The sequence below is a fragment of the Mesorhizobium sp. LSHC420B00 genome, assembly GCF_000503055.1.
Lineage (GTDB): Bacteria > Pseudomonadota > Alphaproteobacteria > Rhizobiales > Rhizobiaceae > Mesorhizobium.
The window spans coordinates 42259-64305 of sequence record NZ_AYVY01000012.1 but is presented as its reverse complement, the minus strand read 5'-3'; the positions used below and the strand labels follow the sequence as shown (position 1 = coordinate 64305).

Sequence of the window (22047 nt, the reverse complement as noted above, 5' to 3'; positions counted from 1 at the left end):
CAAATGTCGCGCCGATCGCCGCCGCGGCGGCGTGATAAGACGGGTCAGGATCTGTTGAGCCCCAGCATGGAAGCGGAAAAATTGCGCAGTCAAACCGGTTGGGAAGCGGTCTTTGATGGCGCGATTGTGATCGGCGCCGGCGCGGCCGGCCTTGCCGCCGCCCACGCCCTGATGAAGGCCGGCGTACCGACGCTCGTCCTGGAAAAGGAGAGCCGGCTTGCCGAGCCCTGGCATCGGCGGCACCAACGTCTGCACCTCAACACGCATCGCGATCTCTCGACGCTGCCCGGCATCGGCTATCCCGCAGGCACCCCGGCCTTCCCGCACAGAACCGCCGTCATTCGCCATCTGAACGATTTCAGCCAAGTGCACCGGCTGCCTGTCACATTCGGCGTTGCCGTCGAAGAGATCACGTTCGATGGCGATCACTGGACCGTACAGACCAATTCCGGATCCCGTCCGGCGCGCCATGTCGTCGTCGCCACCGGGCGCGACCGGCAGCCGTTTATTCCCGCATGGAAAGGCATGAAGGATTTTGCCGGCCGGATCGTCCATTCGGCAGATTTTGGCGAGGCGAAAGACTATGCCGGCAAAAAGGTGCTGGTGGTCGGTGCAGGCAATTCGGGTTTCGACGTCCTCAATCATCTTGCGGATGCAGACGCCGAAAGCATCTGGCTGTCGGCCCGCAATGGTCCGTCATTGCTGCCGAAACGCATCTGCAAGATCGCCGTCCACAGGCTTTCGCCTTTCATGGCGCGCTTGCCGGTACGGATTGCCGATGCGGTGATGGCGACAACCCAGCGCCTGGTTTTCGGCGACCTGACGAAATTCGGGCTTCCGCCGGCCTCCATAGGAGGTGCGAGCCGTCTGAGCGCCGACTACACCGCGATCGCAGCCGATGACGGCGCGGTTCGCGCCATCAAGGCAGGCATGATCGTGGTGGTGCCGCCATTGCGAGAATTTACTCGCGACGGCATCATATTGAACGACGGCAGGTTTATCACGCCCGATATCGTCATCTCAGCGACCGGCTACCGGACCGGGCTGGAGCAGATGGTCGGCAAGCTCGGCGTTCTCGACGGCAAGGGCGTTCCGCTTTTCAACGGCGGCGAAGCCGACCCGCGATTGCCCGGTCTGTGGTTTACCGGCATGCGGCCGAGCATTCGCGGTTGTTTCGCCAATGCCCGCATTCAGGCTAGGGCGATAGCGGCGCGGATTGTCAAGCAGCGATAATGAGCAGGACTATGCCGACTGTGCGCCCCGCAATAGATACGCCTTGTTGGAACGTTCTCGAACCGAAAGGTCAATGATCATGACGCCAGTCAGCATTCGCTACATGGTCGATGATGTCGCCGCCTCGATCGACTTTTATTGCGGACATCTGGGCTTCACCGTCCAACAGGACGCGCGACCGGCTTTTGCCTCCGTCACGCGCGGCGCGTTACGGCTCCTTCTAAGCGGACCCGGCAGTTCGGGTGCACGGGCGATGCCCGACGGCCGGCAGCCGGTGCCGGGAGGCTGGAACCGCATCCTGCTGGTGGTGCCGGACCTGAAAGAAGAGGTTGCGCGTCTCAAGAGTGCTGGACTTGTCTTTCGCAACGATATCATAACGGGCGTCGGCGGTTCCCAGACCCTGCTCGAAGACCCATCCGGCAATGTCATCGAGCTGTTTCAACCCGCCGCTCACTGACGCAACAACACGGCATCTTAGGTCCGATCTGCCCAATCGAACGCCTCTCCCGACAATCCAACGCATTTCCCCGAAAGCAGGACATGATGAATTCGAGACCCTCGATCGCCTTCGCCAAATTCGCCGCGCCCAAAAAGGGCAGCGTTTTCGTTCTGGCGGCCGACGAGGGCGGCCTCGGTGATGCCGTCAGGGCCTGCGATCCGGCAAAGACCCTCGAGCGGGCCTTTCCCGTCGCCGACTTCACCGGCAAATTCGCCAGCCAGGTCGAAGTGCTGGCACCGGAAGGGACGTCGCTCGAGCGGCTGGTGGCGGTCGGCGCCGGCAAGGGCTCCAATCTCGATGACTACGCCTGGCTGAAGCTCGGCGGCACGATTGCCGCATCCTTTCGCAAGGCAACCGAAGTGGCCGTCGTGCTCGATCTTCCCGGCGCCGCCGTCAGCGGCAGGCAAGCCGTTCAGCTTGCCGCGGGCATCCTGCTGCGCAGCTATTCCTTCGACAAGTACAAGACCAAAAAGGACAATGGTGACGGCAAGCGTGAGCCAAAAAAGCCGGTAAAGGTGACCATTCACACGGCCGATCCGGCGGCCGCAAAGAAGGCCTTTGCCGATGAAGCGGCGGTGATCGACGGCGTCTTGCTGGCGCGCGATTTGGTCAATGAACCGGCCAATGTGTTGGGACCGGTGGAATTCGCCGCCCGCATCGCCCAACTGGAGGCGCTCGGCGTCACGGTCGAGATCCTGGCCGAGAAGGAGATGAAGAAGCTCGGCATGGGTTCGCTGCTGGGCGTAGCGCAGGGCTCGCCGCGTGGCGCCCGCATCGCCGTCATGCGGTGGGACGGCGGCAAGGCCAAGGAAAGCCCGGTCGCCTTCGTCGGCAAGGGAGTCACCTTCGACACCGGCGGCAATTCGATCAAACCGGCCTCCGGTATGGAGGACATGAAGGGCGACATGGGCGGCGCTGCTGCCGTCACCGGGCTGATGCACGCGCTGGCCGCGCGCAAGGCGAAGGTCAATGTCGTGGGCATTGTCGGGCTGGTCGAAAACGCCGTCGACGGCCACGCTCAACGACCGGGCGACATCGTCACCTCGATGTCTGGCCAGACCATCGAAGTGCTCAACACCGACGCCGAGGGCCGCCTCGTGCTGGCCGATGCGCTGTGGTACTGCAACGACCGCTTCCAGCCGAAATTCATGATCAATCTGGCGACGCTGACCGGCGCCATCATGGTCGCGCTCGGCCAGCATTATGCCGGCCTGTTCTCTAATAATGACGAGCTGGCGGACCGGCTGACGGCGGCCGGTCAGGCGACGCAGGAGCGGTTGTGGCGCATGCCGCTCGGCGCCGAATACGACAAGCTGATCGAGTCCAAGAATGCCGACATGAAGAATATTGGCGGCCGTTATGGCGGCGCCATCATCGCCGCGCAGTTCCTGCAGCGCTTCGTCAAGGACACGCCCTGGGCGCATCTCGACATTGCCGGCACCGCGATGGGCTCGCCCTCCAACGAGATCAACCAGTCATGGGCTTCCGGATTCGGCGTCAGATTGCTCGACCGATTGGTGCGCGATCATTACGAGCAATGAGCGGCGCGCTAAATGATTTAGACTGAAGTCATGGCCGAAATCCTGTTCTATCACCTGACCGAATCGACCCTGGAGGACGCGCTGCCCGGCCTCCTGGAGCGCAGCATCGATCGCGGCTGGCGCGCCGTGGTGCAGACCGGCACCGAGGAACGGCGCGACGCGCTGGACCAGCATCTGTGGACTTTCCGGGACGATTCGTTCCTGGCCCATGCAACGGACCGCGAAGCCCATCCCGCCGAGCAGCCGGTGCTTCTGACCGTCGGACCTGACAATCCGAACCAGGCGCAGATACGCTTCCTGGTCGATGGCGCGGTGCCGCCGGAGCTTGGCGGCTACCAGCGCGCCGTGTTCCTGTTCGACGGCCACGATGCAGCCCAGCTAGAGGCGGCACGCACGCACTGGAAGACAATGAAGGAGGCCGGCCACACCGTGACCTACTGGCAGCAAACACCGGACCGGCGCTGGGAACGCAAGGCTTAGAAGACCTGAGCAAGCCCGATGCCGCCTGATGATCAAACACCAAGCATATCGATAGATGCCGCACTTGTTCGCCGCTTGATTGCCGCGCAGTTCCCTGAATGGGCGGACCTGCCGGTAGAGCCGGTCGAGCCTGGCGGCTGGGACAACCGCACCTTCCGGCTGGGCGATCGAATGTCGGTGCGGCTGCCCAGCGCTGCCGCCTATGTTGCCCAGGTCGAGAAGGAGCATCGCTGGCTGCCTCGCCTCGCGCCTCACTTGCCTCTGCCGATACCGGTGCCACTGGCCAGAGGCGCGCCCGGTGAAGGCTATCCATGGCCTTGGTCCGTCTATCGCTGGCTTCGCGGTCGGCCGGCGGCTGGTGGGCTGATTGCCGATCTCAATGAATTCGCTCGTTCGCTGGCCGGCTTTCTGGTTGCGCTCTACCGGATCGACGCCGCTGGCGGACCACCGGCAGGTCAGCATAATTTCCACCGCGGTGGCCAGCTTTCAGTCTACGACGCCCAGACCCGAGCCGCGCTTTCGGCGCTCGGCGGCCGCATCGACAAGGCAACCGCCGAGGCGGTGTGGGCGACCGCGCTCGGCTCGCGATGGCAAGGGCCGCCGGTCTGGGTCCATGGCGACGTTGCCTCAGGCAATCTGCTCGTCCAAGATGGCAAGCTCTGCGCGGTCGTCGATTTCGGCAGTTCGGCTATCGGCGATCCTGCCTGTGACCTGGTGATCGCATGGACGGAATTTTACGGCGAGAGCCGCCAGGCGTTCCGCGACGCCATTTCCCTTGACGAGCACAGCTGGGCGCGCGCTCGGGGCTGGGCGCTCTGGAAGGCGCTGATCGTCGCTTCGGGACATGACGGCAACCAGCGCGAGGCGGAAAAATCGTGGCGGGTTATCAATGAGGTGCTGGCGGATCACACAAACAGTTAGAGCGGGATGGAGAATTCAGTTTGAACGCATCCCGCTCCAAAAACGAAAGCATTACTGACCGCCCGTCTCCCTCCTGAACGTATCGAAATCGACCTGCATGCCGTTGAAGATCGAAATCGACCTGCATGCCGTTGAAGATAGAGCTCCAAGCGCCCATGGTCGACTGGATGTCCTTGATGGTTGCGTCATAGTCGTCGGCACGGGCCGGTGCGGAGGCCAGCGTCAGGGTCAGCGCGTGGACCGTGGAGGCGAGCAAGGATGCATGATGAAGCGAAGAGGGCGTGGAATGAAAACGATATGGAAGCTGTTCATGGCGTTCTCCTCTGGTTTTGGTTGGCCTTACGATGTAAGGTAATGTCGAAAATTAACCTTACAGCGTAAGTTGTCAAGCGGCACCATGGACATATCAGTCAAAAAAAAGCGAACGCGCGGCCGGCTGTCTCGCGAGATGATCGAGGATGCGGCTTTCGAGGTAATCGAGAGGGAGGGGCTTTCCGGCTTTTCGATGCGCAAGCTGGCGGCAGAACTCGGCTGCGAAGCGATGAGCATCTACCATCATTTCCCCTCCCAGGCGCATCTTTACGAGGCACTGGTCGATCGACAGATCAGCTCGATCAAGATTCCTGACGACGGCATGCGTTGGCGCCAGCGGATCCACGTCGCCGTGAAGGAATACCGCCGGGTCGCCACCGAACATCCGGCCTTTGCGCCGTTCATTGTGGTCTACCGCATGAATTCGCCGACATGTCTCGCCAAGCTGAACGACGTGATCGGCCTGTTCGAAGCCGGCGGTTTCGGTTTGGAACTCAGCGCCCGGTTGTTCCGAGCCACGAGCTACTATCTGATGGGCGCGATCCTTGACGAGACGGCCGGCTACGCCAAAGGGCCTTCGGCGGTCACCACGGTGAGCGATGAAGCGCTAGCGCGGGATTTCCCCGGCGTCATGGCTGCCGGGGCATATTTCGGCACAGCCGGTTTTGACAAGACCTTCGATATAGGCCTCGACATGTTGCTGGACGAGATGGAGCGTATCCGCGACGGTGCCAATGCGAGGTAGTTGCATCAACGGGGCATTGTCCGCATGCGCTTTTTGTTTCTTCTGATCCTGCTCATCGGTACCGGCATCGGCGTCGTCTATCCCTGGGCGATGACCAATTTCTCCGGCCGTGAGATCGGCACCTGGCGGGTTTACGACCAGGGCCGGTTCAAGCCGGTGACGGTGGCCCTGAGCGCACGCGACGGGCCGCTACGCGTGCTGGTCGATCTCACTGCAAGAGCCGAGCGCATCGTCTCGCAGCAGCGCACCGTGCTGACCCTGACCGCCGCCACCGGCGGCAGGACGGTGCTCGCCTCGACGCTGCAGTTCAATCACTCCGACAATCCGCGCCAGGTCAGCCCACAGCTGCCGGACAGGATCTTTCGCGACGAGGCCGGCCTGATCCCGAGCGTTACCCCCGGTTCCTACATCTTCACCGTCGGTCCGGGCGACGCCGAGGGCATTCCGATGCGGGCCGTCGACCTCGTCCTGCGCTCGGCTGCCGGCGAGGTCGACCGCCGGGCGCGGCCGGTCGGTTTTTCCCTGATGGCGGCCGGCCTGGCCGGGCTGGCGCTGGCATTCCGTTTCGGCGGCCGCCGGCCGGAAAATCCGAACTCGCAGCCGCCACCGCCGCGCTGGGGCAGGGGCTCCAATTGAACTATCGCCACGCCTACCATGCCGGGAACTTCGCCGACGTCGTCAAGCATGCCGTGCTCAGCCGGCTGATCGAATATCTGAAGCAGAAGGACAAGGCGTTTCGGGTCATCGACACCCATGCCGGCATCGGCCGCTACGATCTGTCCTCAACCGAAGCGCAAAAGACGGGCGAATGGCAGGGCGGCATCGGCCGGCTGGCCGATGCCGCCCTCGACGCCCCGGCGGCGGCATTGCTGGCACCGTATCTTGGAGCCGTCCGTTCGCTCAATCCGGACGGCGGCGTGAAAAAATACCCGGGTTCGCCGCTGATCGCCCGGCACCTGCTGCGCAAGCAGGACCGGCTGTCGGCGGTCGAGCTGCACCCTAAGGATGCTGCCAGGCTGAAGGCGCTGTTCGACGGTGACTTCCAGACCCGGGTGATCGAGCTCGGCGGCTGGCTGGCGCTCGGCGCGCATCTGCCGCCAAAGGAGAAGCGCGGCCTCGTGCTCATCGATCCGCCTTTCGAGGAAGAGGGCGAGTTCGGTCGCTTGGTCGACGGGCTGCAAAGAGCCCATCGGCGCTGGCCAGGCGGCATTTACGCGCTGTGGTATCCGCTCAAGGACCGCAAGGCGGTCGCCGCCTTCCGAAAGGCGCTGAAGCAAACGGGCATTCCCAGGCTGCTCGACGTCGGCTTTGAGATTAGGCCGGCCTCGGTCGAGCCGAGCCTCGACGGCTGCGGCATGGTGATGGTCAATCCGCCCTTCACCCTGGAGGGCGAGTTGCGGACGCTGCTGCCGGCGCTGCACCGGCTGCTTGCTGTCGAGCAGCCATCGCATTGGACGCTGGACTGGCTGGCGGGAGAGTAGTTTGAGGTGCGGTCCTTGCCGTTCCCTCAGCGCAACCTTCGTCACCGTAACCATCGTCACTACAACCGCTTGACCGCGCGTCAGCGAATCCGCACAGTGCGCGCAGTCGACCTTGAGAGGCTGCCATGACTCGCTTCGCCCAATCCGCCCTTGCCGCACTGCTCGCCGTTTGCACGCCGCTGGCTGCGCCTCTCGGCGTTACTCAGGCGGTGCAGGCCGCCGACCTTGCAATCTATACCGATGAGGACAGCGGCGTCTGCGGCGAGGCCTGGGTGCTGAACAAAATCACCGACCGCTTCTCGTATCAGGTGCATCACGTGCCGCATCTGCCGGATGTGCAGATCGTCGATTTCCAGCGCATCCACCAGCATCGCTATCTGCCGGCCGACGACACCTGGCCGATCGGCCGCCGTTATTGCGGCGCCACCGTCAGCCTCTCCGACGGCCACGCCCGCACCATCTGGTATCTGATCGAGGAAGGCCAAGGCTTTGCCTCGATAGGCGACAATGTCGAATTCTGCGTCTCGGGCTTCGACCGCTGGATGGTCTACCACGGCCGCTGCCGCGTCCTGCGCTGAACCAGTGCCTTCCGATTCCCGATGGATTGTTGCGTCACTTAGGTGGTCGAGAAAAGAAACACCTGACGGCCGTCAGGATCGCGGACGATCACACGCCTGCCATAGCCGTCGCCTTGACATCCGCAATGATTCCAAAACCATTGGCCTTCGCGGCAGAAGCCGCTTCGTCCGCGTCGGTGACCTCGAAGCCGATCATCGTTCCCGCTCCTTCCGCCGTCGTTCCTTCGTTTGCCGGATAGAGTTCGATCGCGAGCCCTTGACCTTGGAACGCGAAATGTATCGGACCGGAGCCGTGCTGCTCTTGCCTGAAGACAATTCCGAAATTCGCATAGAAAGCCGCGGCTGATCTGGGGTCAGCCGAAAACCATGTGACAAATGCCAAGCTCGGCAAGGGGGGCATTCATACCTCTTTGGTGTGTGGACTGTCCGGCGCTCAAGGTCGGACGGAGGTTGCGAAAATCGTAGATTTCCATGCAGGTCAACGCCAACCGGCCACATCGATCACTTTGCGGGGAAACAGCACTACATGGATTCGCTTGTTTATATTGTTGCAATTGGGGCGGTCGTTGCAGGTTTCGTCCAAGGGCTGTCCGGGTTCGCTTTCAGCCTGGTTGCCATGTCGTTTTGGGTTTGGACCGTGGAGCCCCAGCTTGCTGCTGCCATGGCGGTCTTTGGGGCGCTCACCGGCCAAATCATCGCCGCCGTCACCGTCCGCCGGGGTTTCGACCTCAAGCTTCTGCTGCCATTCCTGATCGGCGGGACCATAGGAATTCCGGTCGGTGTCGCCATCCTGCCCCTGCTGGATGTGCACTTGTTCAAGTTGATCTTCGGCGCGCTGCTGGTCGTTTGGTGTCCCTTGATGCTTTTTGCCCGTCGCCTCCCTCCCATCACGTTCGGGGGTCCTGTTGCAGACGGTGCAATAGGTCTGGTTGGCGGCATCATGGGCGGGCTTGGCGGCTTCACCGGCCCGGTTCCAACGTTGTGGTGCGTGCTGCGGCAATGGGAAAAGGACAGGCAGCGCATTGTCATCCAGAATTTCAACCTTGTGACCCTCTCCATGACGATGGCCGCCTATCTTGCGACCGGAAAGATCAAGCTCGAAATGCTGCCGATGTTTGCCATCGTCGCGCCGGCGATGTTGATACCGACACTCCTTGGCGCGAGACTCTACATCGGCATCAGCGAAGCAACGTTTCGAAAGATCGTCCTCACGCTCTTGGCCGCATCAGGTGCGGCATTGCTGGCATCGGCCTTGCCGCATCTCATGAGCCGGGTTTGAATCCGACGTACAGAAATCCCCGACTTCCGCCGTGCCCTGCGCTATCGACCGATGCGGCCCGCGCCCGATAGGTAGGCGCAGATCAGTTCGACGAGTTGCTTTTGCAGCTCCGGCGCGGCGAGCATGTTCCGGCGTGCCGCGTTATGGATCACACCTTCGATCGCCGACGACAGCACGCGCGCGACGGTCTCCATGTCGGCGCCTTTCCTTGGCTTGCGATAGGCGGCGACGGCGGTCGCGTAGTGGTTGAGATATTGTGTCTGGAACGAAGCGTGGGCGGCCCTGGAGCCGCGATCGCCCGGCGCCTCGTCGAGCAGCACCTGATGCAGTGTCGGGTGAATGCTGTGCGCCGCGATCATGCCGCGCACCAGCTCCTGCGCGAATTTCCTGAGCGGCTTTTGGCCTTCCGCCGAATCGCGAATGACCGACAGCACATGATCGAAATGACGGCGCCGGACGGCTTCGAGCAGGGAAAGCTTGTCGGGAAAATACTGGTAGAGCGTGCCGATGCTCACGCCCGCAGTCTCGGCCACCTTGTTGGTGGTGAAGCCGGCCCAGCCCAGCCCGCTCAGAACATGAGCCCCTGCCTCGACGATCGCCTCTACGGTCGCCCTGGAACGCGCCTGGCGCGGCTGCTTGCGCATGCGCGGATACGGTTTTGCAATGCGAGTAGACACGCCCGCCCATTCTCCTGAAAATATGAACAACATACTCGCATTTCCAGAAAAGGACACCGACCATGAGTGCGCACGCCCTGCTTCGCAGCCTGTTTGCCTATCAGGCCTGGGCAAATGACGAACTGCTGGAAAGGCTCGTCAGTCTCGACCCGCCCGTTCACGGCAAGGAACGGCAGGCCGTGATACGGCTCATCGATCACAGCCATGTGGTGTCGCCGATATTCTCAGCCCACCTGGTTGGTGCAAGCCATGGCTACTCCGCCGACGCCAGCGAGGACACGCCGGCCCTCGACGAACTTCGTGCCGCAGTCGCGGCGACCGATCGGTGGTATCTCGATTATCTCGAAACCGTTTCGTCGCAACAGCTCTCCGAGCCCGTCGCATTCGTGTTCACCGACGGGGATAAGGCATTGATGTCGCGACAGGAAATGCTGACCCACGTCGTACTGCACGGCGTCTATCATCGCGGTGAAGCGGGGCGCATCCTGGCGCAGATTTCCGTCACGCCGCCATGGGATACCTTCGCCGTCCATCTCCACAGGGCCGAGCCTTCGCGCCGGCTGCAGAAGCAGCGCGAGCCGCTCGGCGCCTGAACGGCCGAGCGTTTTCGATTAGGAGATCGGCTCGACCGGATCTATCGAGCGATATCCTGTCTTTCAGAAATGCGAGCTATCTGCTTACTTTCATCGCGTCGTGCAAGATAGTGCAGCGGCGTGCTCGTCGCGTTGCTTCGTACTTACCTGTAGTTTATCGTTTCGGACAAGACGAGGCGGGCGACCGCCTTCGCTCTTGACAATGTTCGCGCTGAGCGTCGGACGTTGAAGCGCAGAGCTGGTCGAAAAGGTCCTGAGCTTGACGCGAAGACCGGTCGAGATAGAGCGAGCAGAATTTCTGTCGCAGAATTTCGCTGCGCGACACAAAGATTCGCAGCCGATTTTTGCACCGGTAAAATGGTCGCGCGCTCGCCGTAACCGAAACTTAAGCTGCAGAAATCATTCTAATGCTTCGCTGGCTAGCAAGCCGCGAGTCAGATATGCATTGCGCGCCGGGTCAATAACGGCCGTCGGCACAACGGAAGGGGCATGATATGGCTAAGCAGTCATCCAAAGCGCCGGCATCCAAGGCACCGGCAAAGAAAGCACCAGTAAAAGCAGCGGCGGCAAAGGCCGCAACTGCTGTGAAGAAAGCAGCACCCGCTGCCAAAGCGAAGGCCGCCGCGCCTAAGGCAAAAGCAGCGCCGGCGAAAAAGCCGGCCGCCAAGGCGGCAGCAAAACCAGCCGTGAAGAAAGCAGCACCTGCCAAGGCAAAAGCAGCACCGGCCAAGGCCAAGGCTGCACCGGCAAAGAAGGCGGCACCGGCCAAGAAGCCGGCTGCAAAGGCCGCTGCGAAACCCGCTGCGAAGAAGGCAGCACCGGCAAAGGCCGCCGCTGCAAAATCTTCCGCAGCAGTGAAGAAAGCAGCGCCCGCGGCCAAGCCGAAGGCAGCGCCCGCAAAGGCGAAGGCCAAGAAGTAGTCGCCGCTCTCCGATCGCCGGGGACAGTACTCAAGACAGCCAGGGCGGGATGCCGGACAGGCGCCTCGCTTGCTAGCTGACGGTCGGGCAGGACGAGAAAGAGGCGGGAGGAAGATGTCTTTTCGCAGCTCCCAGGACTTCGCCACGCGGCGAAGTCCGGTGGGATTTTCGTGGCTGCCAAAGACCAACCTTCGGTGCAAGGCCGAGTTGGTAGCTGATCGGATTTGGATTGTCCGACCTGCTCGCTTCTGCCGCCGCACCTCCGGCTCATCGCATCCAGATTGAAGTCGAGACAATGGCTGCGCGCTGGCGGCGCGGTTTTCCGCCTCTGGCCGTTGATGAAGCCAGCATGATCGGTCGTCAACAGTGCCCACGCACGAGCCCCAATCGGAATCGATTTTCGGTGAGGGTCATGCGCGAAGTCACAATGCTACCGCGTCCTCTTGCGCGTCCAACAGGACATATGGAGCTGTAGCCGGTAAACAGGAATCGACAATGCCCAGACTGCTCTACGCGTCTACTTCTCCCTACAGTTCCAAGGTGCGCATGGCAGCACTTCATGCCGGCATTGCGGTCGATCTCGTGCCGATAAAGACCGAGGAAAAGCCGGCCGCGCTGATCGGCGCCAATCCGCTCGGCAAGATCCCGGTGCTGGTGCTCGACGACGGCCGCTCGGTCCACGACAGCCGCGCCATCACCCAGCATCTCAACCGGATGTCCAAGAACGCATTGTTTCCGCGCAATCCCGACAAGCGCCTCGAGGCGGAGGTGCTGGAGGCGTTGGCCGACGGCATCTGCGACTGCGCGCTGTCGATGGTCTATGAGCGGCGCACGCGGCCCGAAGAGATGGTCTACCAGCCTTGGCTCGAGCGCCAGTGGAGCAAGATTTCGGCCGCGCTCGATCTGCTCAACGCCAACCCGCCGAAGCTGCCGAAGAAAATCACTGTCGGCCAGATCGCGCTGCGCGCTTGCCTCGGCTATCTCTCGCTGCGCTTCGCCGGAAAATGGGAAAAGGGCCGCGGCCGGCTGACGCGCTGGGCGGCACGCTTCGACGAGAAATTCCCGGAGCTGAAGCCCGGCATCCCGGCTTGAGGGCGGGGATGGCGAAGCTACCGATCTTCCCCTAATGCATGTCGCGCAAAAGTGTGCAGCGGTTTTGTGATAACGACATGCATAAAACAGGAACCTAAAGCGCGTCGCATGCCGCCGGTCGAACGCGACGCGCTTTAGCGGATTCCTGGCGGGAGGCGCAACGGCCAATTTCGACATGCTGGGAGTGAGCCGGGCCGGCGAGGCTGGAAGGTTGGTCTTGGGGGCATTTTGGTCGACAGACGTTCCGCCCAGTCTTATCGTCGCTTTCTCAAACGTAAGCCGGTGGGGGAGGGCGATTTGATACAGCGCTTGTTTGCCCTGATCATTTGTCTATCCGCGTGCACTGGCATTGGCCTTGAACTCAGCACCTTGATCAAGGGCGGTGCATCGATGCTTGGCTCGCTGTGGGTGTTGGTGGGATATTTCACGATCCTGACCAACGGTCTTGTCGCCATTGTATTCGCAGCCATAGCGCTCCTCGGGGAGCGTTTCGACCATCCAACGCTGGTGGCGTGGACGGCTGCCGTGATGGCCCTGGTCGGGGTGATTTTCGCGGTGTTGCTCCAAGGGCTGCGCACTTTGGCTGGCGCGACCGCCGAAGCAAACTTTCTGCTCCACCAACTCAATCCTGTCCTTGTCTTATTGTTCTGGCTTCTATTCACGCGAAAGGGGAGGCTCTCGTGGCGCGATCCGCTTCTATGGGCGCTCTATCCCCTGGCCTATCTCGCTTATGCCCTGGCTCGTGGTGTCGCTGAAGGGAAATACGCTTACCCGTTCATAGATGTGTCCGCCAATGGCTGGGTCGCAGTCATGTCGAATGGCGCCACTATCGCCCTCGGTTTCATCGCAGCAGCCGAAGTTCTGGTCCTGGTCGACCGGATGCTGGCTCAACGCTGACCTCGAGATCACGCGTGCCCATGCCGACAGGATGGGCACCGGGCACAAAAAAAGCCGGGCGCGAGGCCCGGCTTTTTCGTGTCGTGGCTTGGACGACTTAGAACTTCATACCGACGCCGAAAGTGACGCGATTGTCGGTCGACTTGACCTTGCCGATACCGTCGAAGTTCTTGTCGCCGAAATCGGTGTAGCGGTACTCGACACGGCCGAACACATTGTCGGTAATCTTGATGTCGGTGCCGACGCCGGCCGTCCAGCCGAGCATGGTGTTGGTGTCGCTGAAGCCGGCGGCTTCCACCTTCTGGTTCTTCAGCGCGCCACCGGCGGTGCCGTAGAGCAGGATTTCCGGGGTAACAGCGTAGCCGAGGCGAGCGCGCAGCGAGCCTTCGACGCCGCCCTTGGCCTCGATGCCGGCATCGTCGCCCTTGACGCCGTTATAGCCGATATCGGCTTCGGCACCGTAGACGAAGTTCTCCTGCTGCCAGTTGTAGCCGCCGAAGACGCCGCCGACGAAGCCCTTGGTATCGATGTCGACACCAACGGTTTTGGCATCGGCATGGCCGGCGAAGCCGTAGCCGACGCTCACACCGGCATAGGGGCCGGCCCAGGATGCGACCGGAAGTTCGGCGATCGGGGCAGGTGCCGGCGGCTCTTCCTGAACCACGTCCGCGGCATAGGCGGTTCCGCCGAGGGCGAACAGCCCAAACGCCACCGCGAGCGGTCGCGCAAATTTAAGATTGGCTTGCATTGTTCTTTACTCCTTAAGCCACAGGACACAGGCTTGTTTTTTCATGAGCGCCCTCAACCCGTCCGGGGGGTGAAACGGATCCGGCGTTCAACGGTTCCAAATGTCGTGTCGAAATGCGGCTGAAGCGAACCTGAACTTGGGTCATTCCCTGGCACGAATGAGGCAGAACCTTGACGTTGCATCTTCGCAACAGCGAGATGTCAGCAGGTTCGCCGTGCTGCACTGCACACGGCTTGGTGCAAGGGCTCCCGCGCCCTATATTGCGGTCGGGCTGGCCCGGATTCCGGTCGAGCCAGAATGCCGACCGGGCCACTTTGCCACAATCCTGCCCCAGGTGGAAATGGGATTTAACACTTGGCAGGCCATATTTTGCCGGCCCGGTCCCGGCAGGTCGGAATCGGCATCAGATTGAGGATTGACAGATGAGCAAGGTCGCCGCGACGGCACTGGTGACAGGCGGGGCGAAGCGGATCGGCAGGGCGATCGTCGAGGATCTTGCTGCGCACGGTTTTGCCGTCGCCATTCACTGTAATCGCTCGCTGGCCGAGGCGGAGGCACTGGCGGCCGGGATCAACAGTGGTCATTTTGGTCGAGACGGCAGGGCCGCTGTGGTTGCTGCCGACCTGACCGACATGGACGCCGTCGGCAACCTTGTCGGCCGCGCGGCGGCGGCGCTCGGACCGGTGTCGCTGCTGGTCAACAACGCCTCGCTGTTCGAGCACGACAGTGTTGACGATTTCGACTGGCCGGCCTGGGATCGCCATTTCGCCGTGCATGTCAAGGCGCCGGCTCTGTTGGCGCAGACTTTCGCCCGGGCCTTGCCGCAGAGCAGTGAGGGGTTGATCGTCAACATGATCGACCAGCGCGTCTGGCGGCCGACGCCGCGTTATTTCTCCTATGCGCTGTCGAAGTCGACCTTGTGGGCAGCGACCGAGATGATGGCGCAGGCGCTGGGTCCCCGCATCCGCGTCAACGCCATCGGTCCGGGCCCGACCTTGAAGAACACGCGCCAGCACGACAGCGATTTCGACGCGCAGATTGCCGGCCTGATCCTGAAGCGCGGCCCGGAATTGCCCGAATTCGGTGACACCATCCGTTACCTCTGGGCGGCACGCTCGGTCACCGGCCAGATGATCGCGCTTGACGGCGGCCAGCATCTTGCATGGCAGACGCCCGATGTGACAGGCATGACGGAATGAGCCCCATGGACCAGAAACAAAAAACGCGCGGCGGCGCCGACGACCTGCCGCCCGAAATCGACCTCGAGGACGAGGCAGCCGAGGAGGTCGTCGAGCCTGCAGCCGCTGGTCCGGACGTCACCTTCACCGCCATCGACTGGACGCCGCATGCCGGCGATGCCGACGGCATGGTCGGCGCCGAGGTGATCCAGACGCTGGTCAAGCGGCTGCCCAACGCGCCCGGCGTCTACCGCATGATGAATGCCGCCGGCGACGTGCTCTATGTCGGCAAGGCACGCAGCCTGAAGAAGCGGGTCACCAACTACGCGCAAGGTCGGTTCCACACCAGCCGCATCGGCCGCATGGTGCGCGAGACGTCGACGATGGAGTTCGTCGTCACCCGCACCGAGATCGAAGCGCTGCTGCTTGAAGCCAACCTCATCAAGCGCTTGCGGCCGCGCTTCAACGTGCTGATGCGCGACGACAAGTCGTTTCCCTATATCCTGTTGACCGGCGACCATGTCTCGCCCGGCATCTACAAGCATCGCGGCGCGCGCTCGCGCAAGGGCGACTATTTCGGCCCCTTTGCCTCAGCCGGCGCCGTCGGCCGCACCATCAATTCGCTGCAGCGCGCCTTCCTGCTCAGGAGCTGCACCAACTCCTTCTACGAGAACCGCACCCGGCCTTGCCTTTTGTTCCAGATCAAGCGCTGTGCCGGCCCGTGCACCGGCGAGATCTCGCATGGCGACTATGCAAGGCTTGTCGCCGAGGCGAAGGATTTTCTCTCCGGCCGCAGCCAGAAGGTGAAGACGGAGATCTCCGCCGCCATGCAGCAGGCTTCGGAGAACCTCGATTTCGAACGCGCCGCCATCTATCGCGACCGGCTGGCGGCGCTGTCGCATGTGCAGAGCCATCAAGGTATCAATCCGCAGACCGTCGACGAGGCCGATGTCTTCGCCATTCATCAGGAGGGCGGCCAGGTCTGCATCCAGGTGTTCTTCTTCCGCACCGGCCAGAACTGGGGCAACCGCGCCTATTTTCCCAAGGCCGATCCGGCGCTCGAAGCTGGCGAGGTGCTGGGTTCGTTCCTGGCGCAGTTCTACGACGACAAGCCGACGCCACGCACCATCCTGTTGTCGTATGGCGTCGAGGACCAGGAATTGCTGGCGGAGGCCCTCTCCACCCGCGCCGGCCGCAAGGTGTCGATCTCGGTGCCGCAGCGCGGCGAGAAGAAGGACCTGACCGACAACGCGCTGCAGAACGCGCGCGAAGCGCTCGGCCGGCGGCTCGCCGAGACCTCGACCCAGGCGCGGCTGCTCACCGGCTTTGCCGAGACCTTCGGCCTGGAAAAGCCGCCGGTGCGCATCGAGGTCTATGATAACTCGCACATCATGGGCACCAACGCCGTCGGCGCGATGGTCGTCGCCGGGCCGGAAGGGTTTGTGAAGAACCAGTATCGAAAGTTCAACATCCGCTCGACCGAGATCACGCCGGGCGACGATTTCGGCATGATGCGCGAGGTGATGCAGCGGCGCTTCTCGCGGCTGTTGAAGGAACATGGCGATGCCCCGCAAACCGAGAGCGCGGACGAGGCGGGCGCTACCGGACCGGGCGACGATGTCGAGGACGCCGGCGGCTTTCCGGCCTGGCCCGACGTCATCCTCATCGACGGCGGCCAAGGCCAGATGACGGCGGTGCGCAAGATCCTGTCCGATCTCGGCATCGAGAACCGCGTCGTGGCCATCGGCATCGCCAAGGGTCAGGACCGTGACGCCGGCCGCGAACGCTTCTTCGTCAAGGGCAGGGACTCATTCTCGCTGCCCGTTCGCGATCCGGTGCTCTATTTCGTCCAGCGGCTGCGCGACGAGGTCCATCGCTTCGCAATCGGTTCGCACCGCGCCCGCCGCAAGAAGGAGATGGTCAAGAGCACGCTCGACGAGATCAGCGGCATCGGACCCGGCCGCAAGCGCGCGCTGCTGATGCATTTTGGTACGGCCAAGGCCGTCAGCCGCGCCGCCGTCGAGGACCTGGTCAAGATCGACGGCATTTCCGAGCAGGTGGCGAAATTGGTCTACAATCATTTTCACGAGAAATGAAAATGCCTTGGCGCATTGATCGCCGGATGCTTTCATATCTGCCATAACTACCGGATATTTCTGGCAGATTCGTTTTGTAGGGGCGGTCAGCGCGCGTTTCATATCGGGGGTGATCATAGTGCGTCGAGGTCGCCAAACCCGTCACACCGCGCTGTGTGTCAGGGCAGGGGGTAGGTGATCGGTATGCGGTCGCGATCATTCGCCCGGTTCCTGGGGTTTGTGCCACCACCATTTGATGAAGCGAGCAATCGCGATCAGACCGGCGACGACGCCAAATAGGCTCGCGGTCAGGGTGAGCACCTGCCCGAGGTCGAGAGTAACTATCATGGGGGCGTTCCTTTCAAGACAGATCTCGCCATTGAGAAAAGTTCTAAAAGGAACTGCTAAGATAGACGCAGGCAGGCGGCGCGATGTCAACGGGCAAAATGCCGTGATACCCGAGACGTTTGGGGAACAAGTGGCACGAACAGGAATAGAGTGGAACCAACGTGCATTGAGTGGAACGAACTTACGCGAAACGGGGCGATCACATCTGCGTTACTTACACCATACCGAGATGACCGCGCGCCCTCGCGTACGCCGTTCATTTGTTCGCGAAATGATTCCGTCCCATGCGGCACCCGGGTTTGTAGCATTCGGATTGAGGGACATTGGCGCTTTATCCCTGCAACATTTGCCACAGGGTAGAAGGCGATCATTGAGACTGTCGATCGGTTGACGCGCGACTAGGTGACCGGCGATTAGTTGCCGATCATCTTCTTCCAGCCACTGGCTAGGCGCGCTTTGTCGTACGCGGCTGCTTCAACGGTGATTTTTTCATCCTCTAGCGCAACTTGTCGGAGAGCGTCCACGAGATCGTTGTAGTTTTTAAGGGCATTCTGGTCAGGAAATAGGATTTGGCCACTCTCATTTATGGAAATCTCTCCCATATCCAAGAGAAGCTTTGTCGCTGACGCGGCGATCTCAAACATGCGCTGGTAATTCGTAGCCCTACGCTCCACGAAATTGCGCTCTGCGGCCCGTTCTTGGGACAACCCTCCAAGAAATGGATCTCGTGACCCTTCAGGCAAACGGCTTGCTATAACGACAATTTTCGTGCGCTCGTCGGCCAGCAATGCATCGACCGCGGGCATAACAAGCCGGACTTGTACCAGCTTGGCGTTGGCCGCTTGATACGAGGCCAATAGTACACTGCGGTCCTTGACCTTCGCAGTTTCTAGAAACCCATCAAGGGTGTGGTCATCAAATTGAGTGAAAAGTTGTCCAACACTATTGTTCGTCTGGTCAGTTACCTCTCGGCTGTCGCGACCTACAGACCCTATCACAGTCTGCGATGTGCTTAACGCCTTCTCAAAGTTCTCCGCGCCCCCCGCCTGAATGTCGCGTTGGAAGCGCTTTACGTCGATATAGCCGCTTATCCTTGCTTGGTTTGATAGAACCAGAACTGCAGCAGTCATCAAAGAATATCGTGGCGAAAATTAGTGCGCGCGGACTTTATGAGGGCGTAGTAAACTAGGCTAAGCATCAGAAAGATACCGACTGCCTCGCCGGCGACATAGGCAAACCCGCCGGCGATAGACCCGGTCGTGAAATAACTTACTGCCGCTACGGTTGCGACAAGAACAGCAAGCCCCAGCAAATCAAAACGTTTCATCTCGCTCCCCCAACAGGACATCAGTCGTTGTTGGAGGCTCTCCTGTCAATCTTCATGCGCCATCATTGGTACTGGAACCACTATTCCTCGCGGATAGCTCGCAAGGTCGCATGGGGTAGCTTGTCTTCGCGTTTGAGGGTTTTGACCCGGCCGACAAGGTCCGGCTTGATCCATTCGGCCTCGTTCTTGTCGGCGCCCTTTGGTGGTGTGCCTTTGCCGGCTTGAACACGTTGCCAAAGGCGTTCGCGCATAGCCTTGGTCAGGGCGAAGTTTGCCGAACCGACATAGCGCCGTTCCGTATCGCGCGTGGCCATCAATGCTAAAGGTGCCGAACCGGGTTTACGTTTGAACGTCGCCTGGTGAGATGGTATTGCTCGCGATCGTGCAAGCTTGAGGACCGCAAAATGCTACATGTTGAGCGGTTGATTGCCGCAGGGTACGTTGAGAAGCGTCTTCCTGTCCCCATGTTTTAGGGGGTTGCGTCCTGCATTACGCGGTTCGCTGCGGGGACAGGCGATTCGCGACATCGGAGCATGTGGTTGCAACGTTGCGCGGTTTGTCCCGAATAATTATTTCACGAGAGCTAAGCCCCTATTGCCGATATTTCGGCTGGCTAATCGATTCTGGCCTGTTGACCCCCCACATTCGCTTCTGATTTGACTAAGCAGGCAGAAAGAGTTCCCAAAACATGTCCCAGCGCGCGTTCAACCTGCCCAACATGCTCACTTACGCCCGCATCCTGGCGGTGCCGCTGGTGGTGCTGTGCTTCTTCCTGGAAGGCCATCTGAAATCGAGCGACTTCGCGCGCTGGTCGGCGCTCATCATTTTCCTGCTCGCCTCGATCACCGATTACTTCGACGGCTATCTGGCGCGCGCCTGGCAGCAGACCTCCAACATCGGCAAGATGCTCGACCCGATCGCCGACAAGCTGCTGGTCGCCACTTGCCTGCTGCTGCTTGCCGCCGACACCGACCGCCATGCCGGCATCGCCGGCTGGTCGCTATGGGCGGCGATCATCATTCTGTGCCGCGAGATCCTGGTCTCGGGCCTGCGCGAATATCTGGCGGCCTTGAAGGTCTCGGTGCCGGTGACGCAGCTCGCCAAATGGAAGACCACCATCCAGATGATCGCCATCGCCTTCCTGCTTGCAGGTCCCGCCGGCGACAAGATCTTCCCGCTGACCACCCAGACCGGGCTGGTGCTGCTGTGGATCGCAGCCCTGGTGACGCTCTACACCGGCTACGACTATTTCCGCGCCGGCCTCAAGCACATCATGGATGAATAAAATGTCGACGAAGCTCATCTATTTCGCCTGGGTGCGCGAGCGGATCGGCAGACCGGAGGAAGAGGTCGAACTGCCGGCCGGCATCGAAACGGTCGCCGACCTGTTGCGCTGGCTGAAATCGCGCGGCGAGGAGTACGAGAACGCGCTGCAATATCCTGACGTGATCCGCGTCGCCATCAACCAGGAACATGTCGAGCACCACGAGAAGATTGCCGGCGCGCGCGAGATCGCGCTGTTCCCGCCGATGACCGGTGGCTGAACCATGTCCGCGGTGGTGCCTGTCGTGCGCATCCAGGCGGAGGATTTTGACGTCGCCGCCGAGATCGCCAGGCTGACCAGGGGTCGCAACGACATCGGCGCTGTGGTGACCTTCTCCGGCCTCTGCCGCGACGAGCAAGGCAGGCTCTCCGCGCTCGAGCTCGAACATTATCCCGGCATGGCGGAAGCCGAGATATCCCGCATCGCCTGCGAGGCAATCGAGCGCTGGCCGCTGCAGGGGCTCACCGTCATCCATCGCCACGGCAAGATCGCGCCGGGCGAAAACATCGTGCTGGTAGTGGCCGCTTCCGCCCACCGGCAGGCGGCGTTCGACGCCGCGAATTTCCTGATGGATTATTTGAAATCACGGGCGCCGTTCTGGAAAAAGGAACACCATAGCGACGGTTCCGAGGGCAACTGGGTCGACGCCAAGGATGCCGACGACAAGGCGGCGGACCGTTGGAAGCGCCCGCCGTCCAAATAAATCCCTGGGACAGCCATGCCCATACGCCGCCGGCCATTCATTGACCGCAATCCTGCGAAACCCTTTGCCGGAAGGGGAGCAGGATCATGCTGGACAGGATCGCCGAGTTCTTCATCTTCGGACTGGTGCCGCTAGCCGTCGGCATACTTGCCGTTCCGGATCGTTCCGTGGCTGCCGAAAGGTCCCTCAAGGGCGAGGTGATGTATCGCGAGCGCATCGCGCTGCCGCCCAATGCCGTGCTTTCCGTGCAGCTTGCCGACGTGTCGCTGGCCGATGCGCCGGCCGCAATCATCGGTGAGCGCAAGGTGGTGCCGGCCGGCCAGGTGCCGATCAAGTTCGAGATCAGCTTCGATCCGCAGGTGATCCGGCCTGATATGACCTACGCTCTGCAGGCGCGCATCACTGTCGACGACCGGCTGCTGTTCGTCACCGACACGCGCCACCAGGTCGATCCGCTCAGCGACGCGCTACAGACCATCACGCTGAAAATGGCGGCGCCGAGCGATGAGCCGGCGGCAGCCTCCGTGTTCGGCCAAAGCTGGCTGGTCGAATATATCGATGGCATCGGCGTGATTGCCGAGCCGCGGGCGACATTCCGGATCAGCGAAGCCGGCAAGGCCGGCGGCAGCGGCCCTTGCAACGTCTACTTCGCCACCGCCAGGGTAGACGGCTCGACGATCGCCATCAGCGACATCGGCTCGACCTTCAAGGCCTGCGCGCCTCAGGTCATGGCCGAGGAAAAGGCGCTGTTCGAGGCGCTAGCCAAGGCAGCGTCGTACCATATCGACGCCGGCAAGCTCATCATCGCCGACAAGGATGACCGCGTCATCCTGCGGTTCAATGCTGCGAGTTGAGACTTGTCGATATTCAGGTGAGGCCTGCACCGGCTCGGCCTGCCCTGATTCTCAACAGGCCTTGGACCGTTCCGAAACGATCACACCTGTGGTGGCGGCGCAGACGTCAGGCCGAAGCGGCGCATCAAAGGCTGGCTCGCCGGAAGAGATAGCGACGGTCGTGGCCTTCCTTGCTTCCGATGACGCCTCGTTCGTCTCCGGCCACGGCCTGCTCGCCGATGGCGGCTATTCGGTCGCCTGAT

The 22047-nt window shown here is 61.7% G+C and carries 28 protein-coding genes; 20 read left to right on the top strand and 8 right to left on the bottom strand.

Annotation, left to right across the window (positions count from 1 at the left end):
- Positions 1-66 precede the first annotated feature (66 nt).
- The 9 genes from X760_RS57725 (at position 67) to X760_RS57685 (ending at position 7790) form a co-directional block, all read left to right on the top strand.
- Positions 67-1233, top strand: a complete 1167-nt coding sequence (locus tag X760_RS57725) for an NAD(P)/FAD-dependent oxidoreductase (protein WP_023719813.1) — start codon at positions 67-69, stop codon at positions 1231-1233.
- Positions 1234-1306: 73 nt separating this feature from the next.
- A complete protein-coding gene (locus X760_RS57720; protein ID WP_031194238.1) occupies positions 1307-1690 on the top strand; it encodes a VOC family protein in 384 nt (127 codons plus the stop codon).
- Positions 1691-1776: 86 nt separating this feature from the next.
- Positions 1777-3273 carry a leucyl aminopeptidase gene (locus X760_RS57715; RefSeq protein ID WP_023719811.1) on the top strand — a complete coding sequence of 499 codons (1497 nt, stop codon included), beginning with the start codon at positions 1777-1779 and terminating at the stop codon, positions 3271-3273.
- A 30-nt stretch (positions 3274-3303) separates the two neighbouring features.
- Positions 3304-3753, top strand: a complete 450-nt coding sequence (locus tag X760_RS57710; RefSeq protein WP_023719810.1) for a DNA polymerase III subunit chi — start codon at positions 3304-3306, stop codon at positions 3751-3753.
- Between the two features lie 18 nt (positions 3754-3771).
- A complete protein-coding gene (locus X760_RS57705; RefSeq protein ID WP_031194236.1) occupies positions 3772-4674 on the top strand; it encodes an aminoglycoside phosphotransferase family protein in 903 nt (300 codons plus the stop codon).
- Between the two features lie 397 nt (positions 4675-5071).
- A complete protein-coding gene (locus X760_RS57700) occupies positions 5072-5731 on the top strand; it encodes a TetR/AcrR family transcriptional regulator (RefSeq protein ID WP_023719808.1) in 660 nt (219 codons plus the stop codon).
- Between the two features lie 24 nt (positions 5732-5755).
- Positions 5756-6367 carry a hypothetical protein gene (locus X760_RS57695; protein WP_023719807.1) on the top strand — a complete coding sequence of 204 codons (612 nt, stop codon included), beginning with the start codon at positions 5756-5758 and terminating at the stop codon, positions 6365-6367.
- Positions 6364-7212 carry a 23S rRNA (adenine(2030)-N(6))-methyltransferase RlmJ gene (locus X760_RS57690; protein WP_023719806.1) on the top strand — a complete coding sequence of 283 codons (849 nt, stop codon included), beginning with the start codon at positions 6364-6366 and terminating at the stop codon, positions 7210-7212. The genes X760_RS57695 and X760_RS57690 overlap by 4 nt, the downstream gene beginning before the upstream one ends.
- Before the next feature lie 125 nt (positions 7213-7337).
- Positions 7338-7790: a hypothetical protein gene (locus X760_RS57685; RefSeq protein ID WP_023719805.1), complete on the top strand. Its 453-nt coding sequence runs from the start codon at positions 7338-7340 to the stop codon at positions 7788-7790.
- A gap of 88 nt (positions 7791-7878) precedes the next feature.
- On the opposite strand, the gene X760_RS57680 is transcribed toward X760_RS57685, so the two are convergent.
- Complete coding sequence (locus X760_RS57680) at positions 7879-8181, bottom strand: VOC family protein (protein WP_031194234.1); 303 nt, start codon at positions 8179-8181, stop codon at positions 7879-7881.
- Positions 8182-8316: 135 nt separating this feature from the next.
- Here X760_RS57680 and X760_RS57675 point away from each other — a divergent pair, with 135 nt between their 5' ends.
- The gene (locus X760_RS57675) at positions 8317-9069 is read left to right on the top strand and encodes a sulfite exporter TauE/SafE family protein (protein WP_023719803.1); all 753 of its coding nucleotides are present in this window, start codon (positions 8317-8319) and stop codon (positions 9067-9069) included.
- Between the two features lie 41 nt (positions 9070-9110).
- On the opposite strand, the gene X760_RS57670 is transcribed toward X760_RS57675, so the two are convergent.
- Complete coding sequence (locus tag X760_RS57670; RefSeq protein ID WP_023719802.1) at positions 9111-9713, bottom strand: TetR/AcrR family transcriptional regulator; 603 nt, start codon at positions 9711-9713, stop codon at positions 9111-9113.
- A 95-nt stretch (positions 9714-9808) separates the two neighbouring features.
- On the opposite strand from X760_RS57670, the gene X760_RS57665 reads away from it, so the two are divergent.
- Complete coding sequence (locus X760_RS57665) at positions 9809-10339, top strand: DinB family protein (RefSeq protein ID WP_031194232.1); 531 nt, start codon at positions 9809-9811, stop codon at positions 10337-10339.
- Positions 10340-10796: 457 nt separating this feature from the next.
- Here X760_RS57665 and X760_RS77250 read toward each other — a convergent pair whose 3' ends face one another.
- A complete protein-coding gene (locus tag X760_RS77250; RefSeq protein ID WP_210164499.1) occupies positions 10797-11219 on the bottom strand; it encodes a hypothetical protein in 423 nt (140 codons plus the stop codon).
- A 535-nt stretch (positions 11220-11754) separates the two neighbouring features.
- Here X760_RS77250 and X760_RS57655 point away from each other — a divergent pair.
- Together X760_RS57655 and X760_RS57650 are read left to right on the top strand one after the other, a co-directional pair.
- Positions 11755-12351 carry a glutathione S-transferase family protein gene (locus tag X760_RS57655; RefSeq protein ID WP_023719799.1) on the top strand — a complete coding sequence of 199 codons (597 nt, stop codon included), beginning with the start codon at positions 11755-11757 and terminating at the stop codon, positions 12349-12351.
- A 228-nt stretch (positions 12352-12579) separates the two neighbouring features.
- Positions 12580-13248, top strand: coding sequence for a Pr6Pr family membrane protein (locus X760_RS57650; protein WP_156948090.1), 669 nt, complete (start codon positions 12580-12582; stop codon positions 13246-13248).
- Positions 13249-13345: 97 nt separating this feature from the next.
- Here X760_RS57650 and X760_RS57645 read toward each other — a convergent pair whose 3' ends face one another.
- Positions 13346-13996 carry an outer membrane protein gene (locus tag X760_RS57645; protein WP_023719797.1) on the bottom strand — a complete coding sequence of 217 codons (651 nt, stop codon included), beginning with the start codon at positions 13994-13996 and terminating at the stop codon, positions 13346-13348.
- A 422-nt stretch (positions 13997-14418) separates the two neighbouring features.
- Between X760_RS57645 and X760_RS57640 the strand changes: the two genes are divergently transcribed.
- Positions 14419-15195: an SDR family oxidoreductase gene (locus tag X760_RS57640; RefSeq protein WP_023719796.1), complete on the top strand. Its 777-nt coding sequence runs from the start codon at positions 14419-14421 to the stop codon at positions 15193-15195.
- The gene (gene uvrC / locus X760_RS57635) at positions 15192-17270 is read left to right on the top strand and encodes an excinuclease ABC subunit UvrC (protein ID WP_023719795.1); all 2079 of its coding nucleotides are present in this window, start codon (positions 15192-15194) and stop codon (positions 17268-17270) included. The genes X760_RS57640 and uvrC overlap by 4 nt, the downstream gene beginning before the upstream one ends.
- A 195-nt stretch (positions 17271-17465) precedes the next feature.
- Here the strand turns inward: uvrC and X760_RS78880 are convergent, their stop codons facing one another.
- The 4 genes from X760_RS78880 to X760_RS57620 form a co-directional block, all read right to left on the bottom strand.
- Positions 17466-17597 carry a hypothetical protein gene (locus X760_RS78880; RefSeq protein WP_023719794.1) on the bottom strand — a complete coding sequence of 44 codons (132 nt, stop codon included), beginning with the start codon at positions 17595-17597 and terminating at the stop codon, positions 17466-17468.
- 413 nt (positions 17598-18010) lie between these two features.
- Positions 18011-18727, bottom strand: a complete 717-nt coding sequence (locus X760_RS57630; RefSeq protein ID WP_023719793.1) for a hypothetical protein — start codon at positions 18725-18727, stop codon at positions 18011-18013.
- A complete protein-coding gene (locus tag X760_RS57625) occupies positions 18727-18924 on the bottom strand; it encodes a hypothetical protein (RefSeq protein ID WP_156948089.1) in 198 nt (65 codons plus the stop codon). The genes X760_RS57630 and X760_RS57625 overlap by 1 nt, the downstream gene beginning before the upstream one ends.
- 80 nt (positions 18925-19004) lie before the next feature.
- Positions 19005-19238: an ATP-dependent DNA ligase gene (locus X760_RS57620; RefSeq protein WP_023719791.1), complete on the bottom strand. Its 234-nt coding sequence runs from the start codon at positions 19236-19238 to the stop codon at positions 19005-19007.
- A gap of 374 nt (positions 19239-19612) precedes the next feature.
- Here X760_RS57620 and pgsA point away from each other — a divergent pair, with 374 nt between their 5' ends.
- From pgsA to X760_RS79120, 5 genes are all read left to right on the top strand, one after another.
- A complete protein-coding gene (gene pgsA / locus X760_RS57615) occupies positions 19613-20209 on the top strand; it encodes a CDP-diacylglycerol--glycerol-3-phosphate 3-phosphatidyltransferase (protein ID WP_023719790.1) in 597 nt (198 codons plus the stop codon).
- A gap of 1 nt (position 20210) precedes the next feature.
- Positions 20211-20468 (top strand): molybdopterin converting factor subunit 1, encoded by a 258-nt coding sequence (moaD, locus tag X760_RS57610; RefSeq protein WP_023719789.1) that lies wholly within the window; start codon positions 20211-20213, stop codon positions 20466-20468.
- A 3-nt stretch (positions 20469-20471) separates the two neighbouring features.
- Entirely contained in the window at positions 20472-20951 is a 480-nt protein-coding gene (locus X760_RS57605; protein ID WP_023719788.1) for a molybdenum cofactor biosynthesis protein MoaE, read from the top strand.
- Positions 20952-21037: 86 nt separating this feature from the next.
- A complete protein-coding gene (locus X760_RS57600) occupies positions 21038-21805 on the top strand; it encodes a YbaY family lipoprotein (protein WP_023719787.1) in 768 nt (255 codons plus the stop codon).
- Positions 21768-22046 carry an SDR family oxidoreductase gene (locus tag X760_RS79120; protein ID WP_348633226.1) on the top strand — a complete coding sequence of 93 codons (279 nt, stop codon included), beginning with the start codon at positions 21768-21770 and terminating at the stop codon, positions 22044-22046. The genes X760_RS57600 and X760_RS79120 overlap by 38 nt, the downstream gene beginning before the upstream one ends.
- Position 22047: the final 1 nt, after the last annotated feature.

Bases quoted from the DNA above. Each gene is read 5' to 3' on its own strand.
- X760_RS57725 (WP_023719813.1), top strand. From the start codon at position 67: ATGGAAGCGGAAAAATTGCGCAGTCAAACCGGTTGGGAAGCGGTCTTT.
- X760_RS57720 (WP_031194238.1), top strand. From the start codon at position 1,307: ATGATCATGACGCCAGTCAGCATTCGCTACATGGTCGATGATGTCGCC.
- X760_RS57715 (WP_023719811.1), top strand. From the start codon at position 1,777: ATGAATTCGAGACCCTCGATCGCCTTCGCCAAATTCGCCGCGCCCAAA.
- X760_RS57710 (WP_023719810.1), top strand. From the start codon at position 3,304: ATGGCCGAAATCCTGTTCTATCACCTGACCGAATCGACCCTGGAGGAC.
- X760_RS57705 (WP_031194236.1), top strand. From the start codon at position 3,772: ATGCCGCCTGATGATCAAACACCAAGCATATCGATAGATGCCGCACTT.
- X760_RS57700 (WP_023719808.1), top strand. From the start codon at position 5,072: ATGGACATATCAGTCAAAAAAAAGCGAACGCGCGGCCGGCTGTCTCGC.
- X760_RS57695 (WP_023719807.1), top strand. From the start codon at position 5,756: ATGCGCTTTTTGTTTCTTCTGATCCTGCTCATCGGTACCGGCATCGGC.
- X760_RS57685 (WP_023719805.1), top strand. From the start codon at position 7,338: ATGACTCGCTTCGCCCAATCCGCCCTTGCCGCACTGCTCGCCGTTTGC.
- X760_RS57675 (WP_023719803.1), top strand. From the start codon at position 8,317: ATGGATTCGCTTGTTTATATTGTTGCAATTGGGGCGGTCGTTGCAGGT.
- X760_RS57670 (WP_023719802.1), bottom strand. From the start codon at position 9,713: ATGCGCAAGCAGCCGCGCCAGGCGCGTTCCAGGGCGACCGTAGAGGCG.
- X760_RS57665 (WP_031194232.1), top strand. From the start codon at position 9,809: ATGAGTGCGCACGCCCTGCTTCGCAGCCTGTTTGCCTATCAGGCCTGG.
- X760_RS57655 (WP_023719799.1), top strand. From the start codon at position 11,755: ATGCCCAGACTGCTCTACGCGTCTACTTCTCCCTACAGTTCCAAGGTG.
- X760_RS57645 (WP_023719797.1), bottom strand. From the start codon at position 13,996: ATGCAAGCCAATCTTAAATTTGCGCGACCGCTCGCGGTGGCGTTTGGG.
- X760_RS57640 (WP_023719796.1), top strand. From the start codon at position 14,419: ATGAGCAAGGTCGCCGCGACGGCACTGGTGACAGGCGGGGCGAAGCGG.
- uvrC (WP_023719795.1), top strand. From the start codon at position 15,192: ATGAGCCCCATGGACCAGAAACAAAAAACGCGCGGCGGCGCCGACGAC.
- X760_RS78880 (WP_023719794.1), bottom strand. From the start codon at position 17,597: ATGATAGTTACTCTCGACCTCGGGCAGGTGCTCACCCTGACCGCGAGC.
- X760_RS57630 (WP_023719793.1), bottom strand. From the start codon at position 18,727: ATGACTGCTGCAGTTCTGGTTCTATCAAACCAAGCAAGGATAAGCGGC.
- X760_RS57625 (WP_156948089.1), bottom strand. From the start codon at position 18,924: ATGAAACGTTTTGATTTGCTGGGGCTTGCTGTTCTTGTCGCAACCGTA.
- X760_RS57620 (WP_023719791.1), bottom strand. From the start codon at position 19,238: ATGGCCACGCGCGATACGGAACGGCGCTATGTCGGTTCGGCAAACTTC.
- pgsA (WP_023719790.1), top strand. From the start codon at position 19,613: ATGTCCCAGCGCGCGTTCAACCTGCCCAACATGCTCACTTACGCCCGC.
- moaD (WP_023719789.1), top strand. From the start codon at position 20,211: ATGTCGACGAAGCTCATCTATTTCGCCTGGGTGCGCGAGCGGATCGGC.
- X760_RS57605 (WP_023719788.1), top strand. From the start codon at position 20,472: ATGTCCGCGGTGGTGCCTGTCGTGCGCATCCAGGCGGAGGATTTTGAC.
- X760_RS57600 (WP_023719787.1), top strand. From the start codon at position 21,038: ATGCTGGACAGGATCGCCGAGTTCTTCATCTTCGGACTGGTGCCGCTA.
- X760_RS79120 (WP_348633226.1), top strand. From the start codon at position 21,768: ATGACCGCGTCATCCTGCGGTTCAATGCTGCGAGTTGAGACTTGTCGA.